Origin of the sequence: Chelativorans intermedius (assembly GCF_025398255.1) — a bacterium.
Taxonomy (GTDB): Bacteria; Pseudomonadota; Alphaproteobacteria; order Rhizobiales; family Rhizobiaceae; genus Chelativorans; species Chelativorans intermedius.
Genome location: NZ_JAODNW010000019.1, coordinates 58,008 through 72,894 on the forward strand (window position 1 = coordinate 58,008; position 14,887 = coordinate 72,894).

The following is a 14,887-nucleotide window of genomic DNA, read 5'->3' on the forward strand; positions in this document are numbered from 1 at the left end:
AGGGTCTAAGATCGCGGAACCTATCAGGGAAAGAAGGGCTGGACAAGAGTTATATATAATCTATCCTTACATATATACTGGAAGGCCGCAGTCATGTCGAAATCCGAAGATGCCTTCGCCATCCTCAGACGCGATATTCTCGATGCCGTTCTGGCGCCGGGCGAGCCGCTCGTCATTGCCGGGCTGAGGCAGAGATACGGCTTTGGCTGGACGCCGCTGCGCGAGGCGTTGCCGCGGCTTGAGGCGGAGAAACTCGTCGTCTTTCAACAACACCGTGGCTATCGCGTTGCGCCGGTTTCCGCAAAATCGCTGCGCGACCTGCAGGCGGCACGTCTTGCGGTGGAAAGCGCGCTTCTCAAGGCGTCGATCGAAAATGGGGATGGCGAGTGGGAAGGCAGGATCGTTGCCGCCCACCATCTGCTCGGAAGGACACCGGCGCCGGCGCCGGGAATGGCCGAAGACGCGACAAGGCTGTGGGAGCAACGGCACGATGCCTTCCACGACGCGCTTCTTGCGGCCGGAGAGTCGGAATGGCTGACGCGTTTCCAGCGCCAGATCGCCGACCAGTTGCACCGCCATCACCGTTTCATGGTGCACGGGCCCAACACGCGCGGCATTCTCCGGGCCGATGAGCGGCCAACCCTTCAGGCAGTCCTGCAGAGAACGCTGGGCATCGAGCATCACACGGCGCTGATGGAGGCCACCCTCGCACGCGATGCTGCCAAGGCCCTGGCGCTTCTTGAGGAACATATCGGCTTCTCGCTCGCCGTCTATGAAACGCTCTGGCCTGCCTGAGCCGCCCGCCTGCGCCGGGGCGGCGGCACCGGCGCGGCCCCGTCCGCTTGTGATCGGAAGGCTTGCCGTGGCCTCACTTTTCAGGCTGCGTGCCTTTCGACGGTATTGGGGCCTTGAGAGGGCAAAAGGGGCAGCGCAGGCAATCCGCGCATTCCCGGCGGATCGCCTGGCGCGGCGCGGGCGGTTGCATCTTCTGGCTCTTGCACATGGCGGTGTCCTTTCGTGGGTGGAGGCAGGCACGGCCGCGCCTGCCTCCGGGTTGGTCACGCGGCGCGAGCCTGGTCTCTGCCGAGCTGCGACATGAGCAGCGGCTCGTTGATGGTCAGCCAGGTTTCGGCGATCTTGCCCTCCTCCATCCGGTAGAGCGCCACGCCATCGAAGACGATGCGGGCGCCATCGGGCCGGATGCCCCGAAACTCGCCCGAATGGGTGGCCCAGATCTCCCAGTGCGCGGAGACGAAGTCCTCGGTGGCGATGGTCTTCAGCGTCTGGAAATGCATGTCGCTGAAGGACTCACGGAAGATGCGGAAAAACGCCTTGTAGCTCTCGCGGTCGCGGAACTCGCCATTGGGAAAGCCGGGGAAGCCGTGGCAGACGATGTGCGGCACGACGGTCTCGTCGATCACCTCCACATCTTCGATGTTTGCCGAGTGGGTGCCGGCGAGAAATTTCGCCACGGTGGCCTTGTTGCGTTCCACGATGTCGTTGGTCATGTCCTGTTCCTTTCCTGGGTACGGCAAGCTGCCTTTTTCGGGTAGACGGGCCCCTATCGGGGTGAACGGCCTGCGCGCGCCCGCCCCGTGGATAAAGACCTGTCGCGTGAGCCCGCAGTGCCCGGACGGCGGTGCAACCCTGTGTCCGCCCGGGCAGTTCGCGGGTCGGCGGGCGGGCAGCCGCCGGCCGCGTTCCTCGCCCGTTCAGCCGAGCGCGGCCTCGATCTGGGCAACGGTTTCCAGGCGCAGATCGCGCGTGGCTCCGCGCCCATAGGCGCCGGCCAGATGGCGCAAAAGCGGCCCGAAGCCATCGGCAAGCGGCAGATGGCCGGAAAGCACATGCGCCGGCGCCATTGCCTCCAGCCCATGCAGGATGCTGCCCAGTGCCTGCTGGTCCATCTGGGCAAGCCATGGTGCGTCGATGGAGGACCAGGTCACCAGCCCGTCGCGCAGCGCGTCATCGGCCAGTTGGCCGATTTCCTCCACCGCGCCGGGCAGAACGGCGCCGAAGCTGTCGGCCGCGAAGAAGACCCCATCCTTCGCGTCGAAGAAGCCCATCGTCTCCGGCGCGTCGTAATAGGGCGGCCTGATCTGGTGCAGGCGGCGGCCGCCCACCTCGAACACCTCGCCGGGTTCCAGCAAGCGCATCCTCTCGGGGCTGCCGGCGCCCATCATGCCCATCTTTCCGGCTCCCAGAAAGTTGGTGACGACGCGTGCATTCGGCGCGAGGGCCAGCACGCGGTCCAGATTGCCGATGTGGTCGGCATCCGTGTGGCTGAGCCAGATCCAGCGCAGGTCCTCAAGGTCCACATGCGCGCTCAGCGTCGCGACGAATTCGTCCGAGAGTGCGCCAAGCCCGGTGTCGACGAGCATCGGCTCCGGACCTTTCAGCAGAAAGGCATTCACAGGGATCGCCCCAAGCCCGGGCACGGGAAGCCAGGAGGGCAGTGCCAGCCAGGCATCGCCGATCTCTTGCGCCGGTTGCTGGGTGGGATTTTCGATGGGTGTCATGCGCGTTCTCCATTTTCAATAAACAATAATGTTCATTGAATTTGCATTAGCCCGCACGAATCCTCTTGTCAACCGTTCAGTGATCATCCATGTTCATCCAATGACGGAGACGAAGCGACCCTACAGGATGAGCGCCCGGGCCAGGGCGCAGGAGGAGACGCGCCAGCGCATCGTGGAGGCGACGATACGCCTGCACGAGGCTTTGGGGCCGCGCGCGACGACCATCAGCGCCATTGCCAAGGAGGCCGGCGTGCAGCGGCTCACGGTCTACCGCCACTTCCCCGACGAGACTGCGGTTTTCCAGGCCTGTACCGCGCACTGGCTTGAGCTCAATCCGCCTCCCGATCCGCGGGAATGGGCGCAGGAGGCGGCCGGGCCGCAGCGTGCTCGGCGGGCGATTGCCGATTTCTTCGCCTATTACCGGCGCACCCGGCGCATGTGGATGGCATCCTTCCGCGATGTGGATGAGGTGCCGGCCCTGCAGGGGCCGATGGCCGAGTTCGCCCGTTTCGTGCGTGGGGTGACGGACGGGCTTGCCGGCGAGATCGCGCCGGCGCAGGGCGAATTGGCCCCTGTGGTGGAGACGCTTCGCCATGTGCTCCACTTCCTCACCTGGAAGGAGCTCGATGAGCAGGGGCTCTCCGATGCGGAGAAGCTGGCGCTGGTGATGGACTGGCTGGAGGGCGTGCGCCGCGGGACTGAAGACGCATTGCGGCGCGCGGCGGAGGCACCGCACCAGGGGGCGCAGAGCCGCAGCACGCCGCAATGAATTGGGCAGGCGCGGCCGCAAGGGCGCGCAACGCATCTCACCGCCCTGCCCTCATCGGGCATCGGGCTTCAGGCAGCGCCATGCGTGCTTGGGCACGCATGGCACTGCACACTGTTGAAACCTGGCAGGTTCCTGCTTCGCGCTTTCCGAAAACCGGTTCCGGCTTTCAGCCTTCGTATTGTGCCTGGCGGAAGCTCACGCCCGCAGGCCGGCATGAAGCGCGTCAGACACGCGCGACGAACCACACATTCATGGGGTCGTGGGGCAGAACGTTCCGTTCGATGGTGCGCGCTCCCGCTTCGCGCAGAAAGCGTTCCGCCGTCTCCCAGCCCCACATGGTGCCGAGGCCGGCGCCGCCCTGGCCGATGGAAACCGGCGTGCAATGGACGGTGGAGACGGCATAGAGCAGCGTGGCGAAGGGGAAGTCGCGGTTCTTCTCCAGGTCCGCGGAGGCGCCGATGTCCTGCATCAGGTAGACGCCGCCGGGGCGCAGCGAGGCGAGAAGCCCCTTTACGAGACCGAACGGGTCCTTCTGGTCGTGCACCGCATCGAAGCTGGTCACGAAGTCCCAGCGGCCGGGCTCGCTGTAGCCCGTCAGGTCGCGGACCTCGAAGGTGACGTTGCCGAGGCCCTCCGCACGCGCTGTCTGGCGTGCATGTTCGATGGCGTCGGCGCACAGGTCGTAGCCGGCAAAGCGGCTCTTGGGAAAGCGCTTCGCCATGGCGATCAGCGCCGAGCCGCGCCCGCAGCCGGCATCCAGCACGTCGATTCCCTTCTCAAGGCGGTCGAGCACATCGGGCACCAGCGGCAGGATGTGGTCGAAGAGCCCGGCCGTCACCGTCTGGCCGCTGTCCTCGGCCATGATCTGATGGAAACAGGGATAGTCGTCGTAGCGCGTGCCCTCGCCGGTCTCGAAACATGCGATGGTGCGCTCCTCCACCTTGCCGAGAAGTGCGATGTGCTGCGCATAGACGGCCAGATTGCCGAGAGGCGCGTCGCGCGTCAGGCAGGCGGCGTGTTCGTCCGGCAGGCGATAGCGCCGCGTCTGCGGCGCGTAGTCCACCACGCCGGCCATCACCATCGCGGCCAGCCACTCCCGCACATAGCGTTCGGAAAGCTGGGCAGCCGCTGCGATCTCGGCGCTGGTCGCCGGCGCCCTGCCCGCCAGCGTGTCGAAAAGGCCAAGCCTGTGGCCGAGCGACATCATCGCCGCCGCCGCACCCGCGTCGAGCATGCCGCCCACGCGCTCGGCAAAGGCCTCCGCCTTTGCCATGTCAAGTGTCTGTTCCTGTACCGCCGTCATCGGTCGTTCTCCCGGTCTGTTCAGAGGATCATGGGTGAGCGCCTACACGGGGCGGCACGCTGCCGCGAGAGCGATTTTGGACGAAAAGGGGGCAAAACGGCCATTTGAAGGCCTGTTTTGGTAGACTTCTGCCGGTGTTTCGGCCATTTTCGGCGCATGTCCGACATGCGCCCCATCATTCGGGTCGGCCTTCTGACCCTGCCTGAATCCTATCCTGCTGTGCTTTACGGCCTGCACGAGCTTTTCGGCTGCGTCGGGCGCATCTGGCACAACATCACCGGCGAGCCGGAGGCTGCTTCGTGCATCTTCTCGCCCAGGCTCGTCTCCCGCGATGGGGTGAGCATGCGGTCGCCGGCCGGCCCGCAGATCGCGGTGGAAACCTCCATCGACGCCATGCCGCAGCCTGACATCGTGATCGTCACCGACCTCGGCCTGTCGCTCGATTTCGATCCCAGGGGGCGCTGGCGGGCCGAGGCGGAATGGGTGCGCCAGGCGCATGCGGCCAGCGCCGTCGTCTGCTCGGTCTGCACCGGAGCCGTGTTTCTGGCAGAGGCAGGGCTTCTCGACGGCATCGAGGCGACGTCGCACTGGTCGGCGGCCCGCATCTTTCGCACCCATTATCCTCGCGTTCGGCTGAGGCCGGAACGGATCCTATGCCCGTCAGGACCCGAACACCGGATCGTCACCGCCGGCGGGGCCTCCACCTGGGGCGAGCTCGGCCTTTATCTGGTGGCGCGCTTCGGCGGCGAGGCGGAGGCGCGGCGCATGGCCAAGGTCTTCATGATCGGCGACAAGAGCGACGGCCAGCTTCCCTTTGCCGCCATGGCGCGTCCCCGCCAGCATGAGGACGCCGCCATTGCCGCAGCGCAATGCTGGATCGCCGACAACTACACCACCACCAATCCGGTCTCGCGCATGGCCGAGGTGGCGGGCTTGCCCGAGCGCACCTTCGCGCGCCGCTTCCGCCGGGCCACCGGCTACGGGCCGGTGGAATATGTGCAGGCCCTGCGGCTGGAGGAAGCCAAGCAGATGCTGGAGACGACCAACGAGCCCACCGATGCGGTGGCGCTGGCCGTGGGATATGCCGATCCGGTGTTCTTCCGCCGCATCTTCAAGCGCTCGGTGGGGGTCACGCCGGCGCGCTACCGCCAGAAGTTCGCAGCCCTCGCAAGAGTCTGACCGTGCCCAAAATGCGCCCGCTTGCCGTGGCAGGAGGCCGGCGTGGCCAACAATCCGCCGGAGTGTGACAAAGAATGATTTGGCGATCTTTCATCTTTCTGGGTGCCCTTGCGCTTATTTCGGGATGCACCACCATGACGCCCGAAGAGCAGCGTGCGGCAGATGAGGCGGAGTGCCGCAACTACGGCTTCCGCCCGGGCACCGATGCCTTCGCCGAATGCCTGCAACGCGTGGAGCTCGACCGCAGGGCGGAGTGGCGCGCCCGCCGGCTGGAGATGGAGCGTTGGAACACTCCCACGGTCATCTATCAGCCTGTCGTGGTGGAGAAGCGGGACTGAAGCCCGCCCCTCGCCGCGGCTTCATTTCCTGCCTCCGGCCAGCATCTCCTGGAAGAAGGGAATCTCCGCCGCCATCGCCGCGTCGCGCTCGCTGCTGTGGCGATAGGCCGGGCGGTCCGTGGCGCGCGCCACATATGCCTCGAACACCGGCTTCTTTGGCAGGACGCTGATCATGTTCATGGTGTAGTTGATGCCACCGGCAAGCATCACGTCGGCAAGCGTGAAGCGTTCGCCCGCCGCCCAGGGCTGCGCGGAGAGCCGGCGTTCCAGATGGGCCACCATGTCTTCAAACAGGCCGAAGGGATAGTCGTTGCTCGCATAGCTGATCCCGTGCGCCCGGGCGCAGATGACGGGATCGAACACGGCATCGTGATAGACGAGCGTGGTCAGATAGGCGGCACGGTCGGCATCGTGCACGGCCGGCGCAAGCCCGGCCTGCGGGAATGCGTCGCCCAGATAGATGGCAATTGCCGCCCGCTCCGTCACCACCGTGCCGTCGTGCTCGATGGCCGGCACCTTCTTATTGGGCTGGATCGCGCGATAGGCTTCCGGCGCCCCGCCCTCGCCGCGGATGTCCACAAGCTCCATCTCATAGTCCACGCCGAGCTCCTCGAGGAGCCAAAAGACGACGGAGGACCGCGACCAGGGGGCGTGGTAGAATTTCAGCATCGCCTTTCTCCTTCATTGTTCGGCTGTGCCAGGATAGCAGCCACCTGCTGACAACCATCTGTCAGGAGCATGACGCGTAGACGAAAAAGGGCGGCCCCATGGGAACCGCCCTTGCAATCCGCGGGAAGCGGACGCGTCAGTTGGGAAGCTGGTCGTCCACGCCCTCGACATAGAAGTCCATGCCGAGCAGCGTGGCATCGTCGGCCACCTCGCCCTCGGCCAGCCACGGCGTGCCGTCCTGCTTGTTGATGGGGCCGGTGAAGGGATGGAACTCGCCGGAGCGGATGCTCTCCTCCACCTTCTGCGCCAGCGCCTTCACATCGTCAGGCATGTTGGTGTAGGGCGCCATCACCACATGGCCTTCCGCAAGGCCGGCCCAGATGTCCACCTGTTCCCAGGTGCCCTCGCGCACCGCCTTCACCCGCTCGACATAGTAGGGACCCCAGTCGTCGACGATGGCGGTAAGCTGTGTCTCGGGCCCGAACTCGATCATGTCGGAGGCCTGGCCGAACGCCTTGACGCCGCGTTCCGCCGCCACCTGCATCGGCGCGGTGGAGTCGGTGTGCTGGGTGATGATGTCCACGCCCTGGTCGATCAGCGCTTTGGCCGCATCCGCCTCCTTGCCGGGATCGAACCAGGTGTTGGCCCACACCACCTTCACCTTGAAGTCGGGATTGATGGACTGGGCCCCGAGCACGAAGGCGTTGATGCCCATCACCACCTCGGGAATCGGGAAGGAGGCGATGTAGCCGGCCACCCCTGCCTCCGACATCTTGGCCGCGATCACGCCCTGGATGTAGCGGCCTTCGTAGAACCTGGAGTTATAGGTGGAGACATTCGGATGCTCGCGCTTGTAGCCCGTCGCGTGCTCGAACTTCACGTCGGGGAAGCGCCCCGCCACCTTGTTGGTGGCGTCCATATAGCCGAAGGAGGTGGTGAAGATGATGTCGCAGCCCGAGCGGGCAAAGCGCTCGATGGCGCGCTCCGCATCCGCGCCTTCCGGCACGCTCTCCAGATAGGCGGTCTCCACCGCGTCGCCCAGCGCTTCCTCCACCTCCAGCAGGCCCTGATGGTGCTGGTAGGTCCAGCCGAAATCGCCGATCGGCCCCACATAGATGAAACAGGCCTTGGTCGGCTCGTCCTGTGCCAGGGCCGTGCCGGCCGCGGCAAGCCCCAGTGTGGCGGCGGTCAGTAGCACGAAAGTCTTTCTCATCGCATTCTTCCCTTTGTTGTTGCCTGTGGCGCCTTCCCGTCTTCTATCGCTCCGGCACGAATGGGCGCCCCAGCGATGCCGGCGTGTTCATCATGGTCAGTCTCCGGTTGCGCGAGATTATGACAAGAACGGCGATCGTTGCCAGATAGGGCAGCGCCGAAAGAAGCTGCGAGGGGATGGCCACCCCGAGCGCCTGGGCGTGAAGCTGGCCGATGGTGACGCCGCCGAACAGATAGGCGCCGGCCAGCACCCGCCACGGGCGCCAGGAGGCGAAGACCACCAGCGCCAGCGCGATCCAGCCGCGCCCTGCCGTCATGTTCTCCACCCATTGCGGCGTGTAGACGAGCGAGAGATAGGCGCCGGCCAGCCCCGCGCAGGCACCCCCGAACATCACCGCGAGGTAGCGCACGGCCACCACGTTGATTCCCTGCGCGTGCGCCGAATCGTGGTTGTCACCCACGGCGCGCAGCGTCAGCCCGGCGCGCGTGGAAAAAAGGAAGTAGGCAACGCCCGCCGTCAGCAGCAGCGAAACGTAGAACAAGGGGTCCTGGCCGAACAGCAGCCGGCCGACATGCGGCAGGTCGGAGAGGAACGGGATGTCCACCTGGCCGAGCTTCACGCCGGGCCGGCCGACAAACCCCTCGCCGATCATGCCGGAAAGCCCCAGCCCGAAGAGTGTCAGCGCCAGGCCGGTGGCCACCTGATTGGTGACCAGGGAAAGGGTCAGGAAGCCGAACAGCAGCGCAAACGCCGCCCCGACCAGGATGGCGCCCAGAACGCCAATCCATGCCGAGCCGGTCACGATCGCCACGGCGAAGCCGGTGATGGCCCCCATGATCATCATGCCTTCCACGCCCAGGTTGAGCACGCCGGAGCGCTCGACCACCAGCTCGCCCACGGCGGCGATGAGAAGTGGCGTGGCGGCGGTGGCGATGGTGATGAGAACCGATTCAAGCATGGCCGGCCTGCGCCCCCTTTGCGTCCATCCGCGCGGTGCGGACGAGGCGGATGCGGTAGTGGATGAGCGTGTCGCAGGCCAGCACGAAAAACAGCAGCATGCCCTGGAAAGCGCGTGCGACCTTGTCCGACACGCCGATGGAAATCTGCGCCGCCTCGCCGCCCAGATAGGACAGAGCCAGCACCAGGCCGGCAGCGATGATGCCCAGCGGATTGAGCCGGCCGAGAAAGGCGACGATGATCGCCGTGAAGCCATAGCCCGGCGAGATCGACGGGCGTAGCTGGCCGATGGCGCCGGAAACTTCCGAGATGCCTGCAAGTCCGGCAAGGGCGCCGGAGACCAGGAAGGCGAAAATCACCATGCGCCCGCTCGAAAATCCGGCGAAACGGCCGGCCCGCGGGCTCTGCCCGATCACCTTCACCTCGAAGCCCTTCAGCGTGCGCGAGAGCACGAACCAAAGCACCAGCGCAGCCACCATCGCGAAGACGAAGCCCCAATGCGCCCGGCCCGAGGCCGGCAGGATCTCGGGCAGTACCGCATAGGCGTGGAAGTTGCGCGTCTCGGGAAAGTTGAAGCCCTCCGGGTTTCGCCACGGGCCGCGCACCAGCCAGTCGAGAAAGAGCTGGGCCACGTAGACCAGCATCAGGCTGGTCAGGATCTCGTTGGTGTTGAAGCGCGCCTTCAGCACCGCCGGTATGGCGGCGTAGGCTGCGCCGCCTGCGATGCCCATCAGCAGCATCAACGGAAGCACGATCCATGACTGCAGGCCGGGAAAGACCACGGGCAGGATGGAGCCCGCCACCGCGCCGATGATGAACTGGCCCTCCGCGCCGATGTTCCAGTTCTTGGAGAGAAAGCAGACCGAAAGCCCCACCGCGATCAGGATCAGGGGTGCGGCCTTGACGGCCAGCTCGTGCAGCGACCAGACCTCCAGCAGCGGATCGACGAAGAAATAATAGAGCGCGGTAACCGGGTTCTTGCCCAGAAGGAAGAACATCACGGCACCGGCGGCGAGCGTAAGCGCCAGGGCGAGGAAGGGCGAGAGGATGCTGAAAAGCGCGGATTGCTGCGGCCGCTTGACGAGCTCGATGCGCATCACACCGCCTCCAGCACGGGCTCGCTCGCCGCTTCCGGTGCAGCGCCGCCCATCAGCAGGCCCACTTTCTCATAGGTCGCCTGGGCGATGGGCATGGGCGCGGAAAGCCGCCCGTGATGCATCACCGCGATGGCGTCGCAAATCTCGAAAAGCTCGTCGAGATCCTGGCTGATGACCAGAACCGCCGAGCCTGCCTTGGCCAGGTCGATGAGCGCTTGGCGGATGCGTGCCGCAGCCCCCGCATCGACGCCCCATGTTGGCTGGTTGACGACCATCACCATGGGCGCGCGGTCGAGCTCGCGGCCGATCACGAATTTCTGCAGGTTGCCGCCCGAAAGCGCGTTCGCTTCCGGGTCTTCGCCGCTCTTGCGCACATCCATGGCCGCAACGATGCGCCGGGCGGCGGCGGCGAGCGCCGGCGTGCGGATGAAGCCGAAGCGTGAGAGAAAGGCGCGCGCATCCGTTCGGTAGCGCGAAAGGAGCAGGTTCTGCGAAAGCGTCATCGCCGGCGCGGCGGCATGGCCCAGCCGCTCCTCCGGCACAAAGGCGGCGCCCATCAGCCGCCGGCCGGAAATGTCCAGCCTGCCGGCGTCCCGGCCCCGGATGCGCACCGTGTCGGCTCGTTCCTGCAACACCTCGCCGGAGACCGCCTCGAAGAACTCGCTCTGACCGTTGCCGGCCACCCCGGCAATGCCCAGCACCTCCCCCGCCTGCACGGCCAGCGAAATATCGTGCAACGTCACGGCAAAGGGATGGGCGGCCTTGCGGCTCAGGCCCCGCACCTCGAGAAGCGTTTCCCCCGCCGGACCCGGCTTTTCGCGCACCACCGGCTGCACCTCGTCGCCCACCATCATGCGCGCCAGCGAGGCGGCGGTCTCCTGGCCGGGGTCGCAGTGCGCCACCACCCTGCCCTGGCGCAGCACCGTGGCCTTGTCGCAAATGCGTTTCACCTCTTCCAGCCGGTGGGAGATGTAGAGGATGGAACGGCCCTCCGCCTTCAGCGTCTCCAGGGTCTTGAAGAGCCTGTCCGCCTCCTGCGGCGTGAGCACCGAGGTCGGCTCGTCCAGGATGACGAGATCGGGGTTCTGCAGGAGGGTGCGGATAATCTCGATGCGCTGGCGCTCGCCCACCGAGAGGTCGCCCACATGGGCATGCGGGTCGAGCGGGAGGCCGTAGGCTTGAGAAAGCTCGCGGGCGCGCGCCGCCACCGCGCCGGGCGGTGCCGAATCGTCGAGCGAAAGCATGATGTTTTCGGCCGCCGTCAGCGCGTCGAACAACGAGAAGTGCTGAAACACCATGCCGATGCCCAGCCGGCGCGCCTCGCCGGGACTGGTGATCGAAACCTCTTCGCCTTTCCAGCGGATGGTGCCGGCCGCCGGCTCCAATGCGCCGAACAGCATCTTCACGAAGGTGGACTTTCCTGCCCCGTTCTCCCCCAGAAGGGCATGAATCTCGCCGCGCCCGATGGTCAGGTCGATGCCGTCGCACGCCTTCAGCGTGCCGAAAAGCTTCGTCAGGCCACGGACCTCGAGCAGCGCCGAGGCCCGGTTCTCAAGTGTCGTCGGCACAACACCTCCCATTCAGCGGTGTTTTTTCTTTGTCGTTCCCTTGCAGCCATCGTAGGCGCGCAGGATTGCATTGCAAATAGGGCACACGGCTTGAAACTGCTTCAAGTTTTTCTCGCGGTCAGGAAAAACGGTCAGCCTCTTGTCCTGCCCAGTTGCGGCAGGGCCTGCATCACCCCGCCAATTGCATAGAGATAGATCGCGGTTGCACCGATCCCCACCTTGACGAGGAGGCTCGCCTGCAGGTCCTGCAGGAGCGCGACGACGCCGAAGGCGCACCATGCCAGGAAGATGGAAAGGTTGATGGGCCTCAGCCTTTTCACCCGTACCGGGTGCAGGAAGTGGATGGGCAGGAAGGTCAGCACCGCCGAGACCACGACCACCGCGAAGGAAAGATACTCCCCGGTTCCGATGACGAACAGGGTAAAGACGAGCATGTTCCAGACGACGGGAAAGCCCTTGAAGAAGTTTTCCGACGTCTTGATGCCCGTATCGGCATAGTAGATGGCGCTCGAGACCACGATGATGGCGGCGGAGAGAAACGAGAGCCCGGCGCCCATGAAGCCGCTCTGATAGAGCGCGAAGGCCGGGATGAGCACGTAGGTCACATAGTCGATGATGTTGTCCAGCATGTCGCCGGACCAGGTGGGCAGCACCTCCTTGACCTCCAGCTTGCGGGCGATCGGCCCGTCGATGCCGTCGACCAGAAGCGCCAGCCCCAGCCACCAGAACATCGCCGTCCAGCGCTGCTCGCTCGCCGCCACCAGCGAAAGGAAGGCCAGAAAGGATCCCGAGGCGGTCAGCAGGTGGACGGAGAAGGCCTTTGCCTGCGGCGCCGTTACCTTCTTCTTCATGGCTGGTCGCCCTTGCATCCCGCCCGCCGTCGGATCTTCAAACGTCTTGCGCTCATCCACTGCCTCGCTCCGGCGCCCGACGCGCCGCCGGCCATGATTAGCACGGACGGCGCGGCTGCTCATCATGATGCTTTCGATGCCGGCAAAGCGCATGTGGAAAACATGCCGCGCCCCGCCTGCGTTGATCGCGCCTGCGCCGCTGCCTATATGTGCTCATCGTTGCGTTTCGGGGAGACGGCCGGTGAGCGACAGGCACAGGGCGAGAATTCTGGTGGCCGGCACGGGGCCGGCGGGGCTTGCCGCCGCGCTGGCGCTTGCCGCTGGGGGCTGCGAGGTCCTGCTCGCCGGCCCGCCGCCAGCCCGCGAGGACCGGCGCACCACCGCGCTGATGCTGCCGGCCATGGCCTTTCTGAAGACGCTGGGCGTGGAGGAGGCGCTCGCGGCGCAGGCGGCACCTCTCGCCGCCATGCGCATCGTCGACGCCACGGAAAGGCTGGTGCGCAGCCCCACCGTCACCTTCCGCGCCGCCGAGATCGGCGAAGAGGCGTTCGGCTTCAACATCCCCAACGCCCATCTCAATACCGTGCTGGCCGAAGCGGTGCTGGCCGAGCCGCGCATCTCCTGGCGCGAGCAGATGGTGGAGGCGTGGCAGCCCGGGGCGGACAGCGTCTCGGCGAGGCTTGCCGATGGCTCGTCCATAAGGGCTGCACTCGCCGTGGCGGCCGACGGGCGCCATTCGCCGGCGCGGGCGGCCGCCGGCATCTCGGTGCGCACGCGCCGTCTGCCGCAAAGCGCTCTGGTGCTCAACTTCTCGCATGCGCGCCATCACGGCTTTACTTCCACCGAGTTCCATACCGAAGACGGTCCGTGCACCCAGGTGCCGCTGCCCGGCGGCATGCGCTCCAGCCTCGTCTGGGTGACACGGCCGGGCGCGGCGGAAGCTCTCGCCTCGCTCGACGCCGATGCCCTGTCCCGGCGGCTGGAAGAGCGTCAGCATTCCTTCCTCGGCAGGGTTGCGGTGGAGCCCGGCGTTCAGGTGTATCCCCTCTCGTCCGCGCTGCCTGCCCGCTTTGCTGCCCAGCGCATCGCCCTCGTCGGCGAGGCCGCCCATGTCTTCCCGCCGATCACCGCGCAGGGGCTCAATCTGGGCCTGCGCGATGTCGCGGACCTCGCCGCCATTGTGCGCGCCCATGCGGACGATCCCGGCGCCGCTTCGGCCCTTGCCCGCTACGATCTCGTCCGCCGACCGGATATCCTGGCACGCTCGACCGCGGTCAATCTGGTGAATGCGTCGCTTCTCTCCGCGCTGCTCCCGGCGCAGCTTGCCCGCAGCGCCGGGCTCGGCCTTCTCGGCCATGTGCCCTTCTTGCGCGGCTTCTTCATGCGCGAGGGGATGCGCCCCGGCAGCGGCTTCTCCGCGCTCCTGCCGGCGCGGCTTCGCGCGTGAGAACGGTCAGGGAAACAGGTCGGCCGGCACGTAGCCATTGACGATCGCATAAAGCAGGCCGGTGACGGTGAACACCGAAAGTGCCGTGGCGATCAGCACGCTCGCCGAGGCGCGCTCCACCCACACGCCGTAGTGCTGGGCGATGACGAAGACATTGGTGGCCGTCGGCAGCGCCGCCATCAGCACCGCCGTATAAAGCCATGTGTCGGGAAAGTCGCCGATCAGGCTGAGCACGAAATAGCACAGCAGCGGATGCAGGATCAGCTTCAGCAGGACGATGGCGCCCATCTCCCGCGGCACGCGCCTGACCGGCCGCAAGGCCAGCGTCACGCCCATGGCGAATAGCGCGCAGGGGGCCGCCGCCCCCGCCAGATAGTCGAGCAGCCGCTCCACCGGCGCCGGCGGCTGCAGGTCGAAGAAGGCAGCCGCCACGCCCGCCCCCGTGGCGAGGATGAACGGGTGAAGCACGATGCTGCGGGCCACGCCGGCGGCCAGACGCGCCGCGCTCTGCCGGTCGCCGCCGGCAATCGCCATCATCGTGGGCGCCACGGCGAAGTGCACCACGTTCTCGAAGGAGAAGATGAGCGCCACGGGCACCGCCGCCTCCGGCCCGAAGGCAAGCAGCACCAACCCCGGCCCCATGTAGCCGATATTGCCATAGCAGGCGGCAAGCCCCTTGACCGTGCTTTCGGCGATGGTGGCGCCGCGCCCCATCATCGAGCCGGCGAACATGAGGGCGAAGACCAGATAGGTGGTGGCCACGACGCCGGCCACATAGCGCCACTCGGCCAGCCGCTCCACCGGCGTCTTGGCCACGAGCTGGAAGAACAGCGCCGGCAGCGCCACATAGATGACGAAGATGTTCATCCAGCCGAGCGCCTCCAGCGGCTGGCGCACCAGCCTCGCGGCGGCAAAGCCGATGAAGATCAGGCCGAAGAACGGCAGCACCAGGCCGGCGACATCCGCCATCGGATCCC

The 14,887-nt window shown here is 66.4% G+C and carries 15 protein-coding genes; 5 read left to right on the forward strand and 10 right to left on the reverse strand.

Annotated elements, in window-relative coordinates; translation table 11 throughout:
• The first annotated feature begins 93 nt into the window (after positions 1-93).
• The gene (locus NYR58_RS14185; RefSeq protein ID WP_261521591.1) at positions 94-795 is read left to right on the forward strand and encodes a GntR family transcriptional regulator; all 702 of its coding nucleotides are present in this window, start codon (positions 94-96) and stop codon (positions 793-795) included.
• A gap of 263 nt (positions 796-1,058) precedes the next feature.
• Here NYR58_RS14185 and NYR58_RS14190 read toward each other — a convergent pair whose 3' ends face one another.
• Both NYR58_RS14190 and NYR58_RS14195 read right to left on the reverse strand, forming a co-directional pair.
• Positions 1,059-1,508 (reverse strand): ester cyclase, encoded by a 450-nt coding sequence (locus NYR58_RS14190; RefSeq protein ID WP_261521592.1) that lies wholly within the window; start codon positions 1,506-1,508, stop codon positions 1,059-1,061.
• Between the two features lie 204 nt (positions 1,509-1,712).
• The gene (locus NYR58_RS14195; protein WP_261521595.1) at positions 1,713-2,519 is read right to left on the reverse strand and encodes an MBL fold metallo-hydrolase; all 807 of its coding nucleotides are present in this window, start codon (positions 2,517-2,519) and stop codon (positions 1,713-1,715) included.
• Positions 2,520-2,619: 100 nt separating this feature from the next.
• On the opposite strand from NYR58_RS14195, the gene NYR58_RS14200 reads away from it, so the two are divergent.
• Positions 2,620-3,288 carry a TetR/AcrR family transcriptional regulator gene (locus NYR58_RS14200; protein ID WP_261521596.1) on the forward strand — a complete coding sequence of 223 codons (669 nt, stop codon included), beginning with the start codon at positions 2,620-2,622 and terminating at the stop codon, positions 3,286-3,288.
• Positions 3,289-3,511: 223 nt separating this feature from the next.
• On the opposite strand, the gene NYR58_RS14205 is transcribed toward NYR58_RS14200, so the two are convergent.
• On the reverse strand, positions 3,512-4,591 hold the full coding sequence (locus tag NYR58_RS14205; RefSeq protein ID WP_261521597.1) for a class I SAM-dependent methyltransferase: 1,080 nt from the start codon (positions 4,589-4,591) through the stop codon (positions 3,512-3,514).
• A 165-nt stretch (positions 4,592-4,756) separates the two neighbouring features.
• Between NYR58_RS14205 and NYR58_RS14210 the strand changes: the two genes are divergently transcribed.
• A complete protein-coding gene (locus tag NYR58_RS14210) occupies positions 4,757-5,770 on the forward strand; it encodes a GlxA family transcriptional regulator (protein ID WP_261521598.1) in 1,014 nt (337 codons plus the stop codon).
• Positions 5,771-5,844: 74 nt separating this feature from the next.
• Positions 5,845-6,108: a hypothetical protein gene (locus NYR58_RS14215; RefSeq protein WP_261521599.1), complete on the forward strand. Its 264-nt coding sequence runs from the start codon at positions 5,845-5,847 to the stop codon at positions 6,106-6,108.
• A gap of 21 nt (positions 6,109-6,129) precedes the next feature.
• Here NYR58_RS14215 and NYR58_RS14220 read toward each other — a convergent pair whose 3' ends face one another.
• The 6 genes from NYR58_RS14220 to pcsA form a co-directional block, all read right to left on the reverse strand.
• A complete protein-coding gene (locus NYR58_RS14220) occupies positions 6,130-6,777 on the reverse strand; it encodes a glutathione S-transferase family protein (RefSeq protein ID WP_261521601.1) in 648 nt (215 codons plus the stop codon).
• A 136-nt stretch (positions 6,778-6,913) separates the two neighbouring features.
• Entirely contained in the window at positions 6,914-7,990 is a 1,077-nt protein-coding gene (locus NYR58_RS14225; protein WP_261521602.1) for a BMP family ABC transporter substrate-binding protein, read from the reverse strand.
• A gap of 43 nt (positions 7,991-8,033) precedes the next feature.
• Positions 8,034-8,948 carry an ABC transporter permease gene (locus NYR58_RS14230; RefSeq protein WP_261521603.1) on the reverse strand — a complete coding sequence of 305 codons (915 nt, stop codon included), beginning with the start codon at positions 8,946-8,948 and terminating at the stop codon, positions 8,034-8,036.
• On the reverse strand, positions 8,941-10,044 hold the full coding sequence (locus NYR58_RS14235; RefSeq protein WP_261521605.1) for an ABC transporter permease: 1,104 nt from the start codon (positions 10,042-10,044) through the stop codon (positions 8,941-8,943). The genes NYR58_RS14230 and NYR58_RS14235 overlap by 8 nt, the downstream gene beginning before the upstream one ends.
• Positions 10,044-11,624: an ABC transporter ATP-binding protein gene (locus NYR58_RS14240; RefSeq protein WP_378074620.1), complete on the reverse strand. Its 1,581-nt coding sequence runs from the start codon at positions 11,622-11,624 to the stop codon at positions 10,044-10,046. The genes NYR58_RS14235 and NYR58_RS14240 overlap by 1 nt, the downstream gene beginning before the upstream one ends.
• A 119-nt stretch (positions 11,625-11,743) precedes the next feature.
• Positions 11,744-12,463 carry a phosphatidylcholine synthase gene (gene pcsA / locus NYR58_RS14245; protein ID WP_261521608.1) on the reverse strand — a complete coding sequence of 240 codons (720 nt, stop codon included), beginning with the start codon at positions 12,461-12,463 and terminating at the stop codon, positions 11,744-11,746.
• A gap of 241 nt (positions 12,464-12,704) precedes the next feature.
• Between pcsA and NYR58_RS14250 the strand changes: the two genes are divergently transcribed.
• Entirely contained in the window at positions 12,705-13,910 is a 1,206-nt protein-coding gene (locus NYR58_RS14250) for a UbiH/UbiF family hydroxylase (protein WP_261521609.1), read from the forward strand.
• A gap of 6 nt (positions 13,911-13,916) precedes the next feature.
• Here the strand turns inward: NYR58_RS14250 and NYR58_RS14255 are convergent, their stop codons facing one another.
• Positions 13,917-14,879, reverse strand: coding sequence for an AEC family transporter (locus tag NYR58_RS14255; RefSeq protein ID WP_261521610.1), 963 nt, complete (start codon positions 14,877-14,879; stop codon positions 13,917-13,919).
• Positions 14,880-14,887: the final 8 nt, after the last annotated feature.

Coding starts and splice junctions, on each gene's coding strand:
- NYR58_RS14185 (WP_261521591.1), top strand. CDS start 94: ATGTCGAAATCCGAAGATGCCTTCGCCATCCTCAGACGCGATATTCTC.
- NYR58_RS14190 (WP_261521592.1), bottom strand. CDS start 1,508: ATGACCAACGACATCGTGGAACGCAACAAGGCCACCGTGGCGAAATTT.
- NYR58_RS14195 (WP_261521595.1), bottom strand. CDS start 2,519: ATGACACCCATCGAAAATCCCACCCAGCAACCGGCGCAAGAGATCGGC.
- NYR58_RS14200 (WP_261521596.1), top strand. CDS start 2,620: ATGACGGAGACGAAGCGACCCTACAGGATGAGCGCCCGGGCCAGGGCG.
- NYR58_RS14205 (WP_261521597.1), bottom strand. CDS start 4,591: ATGACGGCGGTACAGGAACAGACACTTGACATGGCAAAGGCGGAGGCC.
- NYR58_RS14210 (WP_261521598.1), top strand. CDS start 4,757: ATGCGCCCCATCATTCGGGTCGGCCTTCTGACCCTGCCTGAATCCTAT.
- NYR58_RS14215 (WP_261521599.1), top strand. CDS start 5,845: ATGATTTGGCGATCTTTCATCTTTCTGGGTGCCCTTGCGCTTATTTCG.
- NYR58_RS14220 (WP_261521601.1), bottom strand. CDS start 6,777: ATGCTGAAATTCTACCACGCCCCCTGGTCGCGGTCCTCCGTCGTCTTT.
- NYR58_RS14225 (WP_261521602.1), bottom strand. CDS start 7,990: ATGAGAAAGACTTTCGTGCTACTGACCGCCGCCACACTGGGGCTTGCC.
- NYR58_RS14230 (WP_261521603.1), bottom strand. CDS start 8,948: ATGCTTGAATCGGTTCTCATCACCATCGCCACCGCCGCCACGCCACTT.
- NYR58_RS14235 (WP_261521605.1), bottom strand. CDS start 10,044: ATGCGCATCGAGCTCGTCAAGCGGCCGCAGCAATCCGCGCTTTTCAGC.
- NYR58_RS14240 (WP_378074620.1), bottom strand. CDS start 11,624: ATGGGAGGTGTTGTGCCGACGACACTTGAGAACCGGGCCTCGGCGCTG.
- pcsA (WP_261521608.1), bottom strand. CDS start 12,463: ATGAAGAAGAAGGTAACGGCGCCGCAGGCAAAGGCCTTCTCCGTCCAC.
- NYR58_RS14255 (WP_261521610.1), bottom strand. CDS start 14,879: ATGGCGGATGTCGCCGGCCTGGTGCTGCCGTTCTTCGGCCTGATCTTC.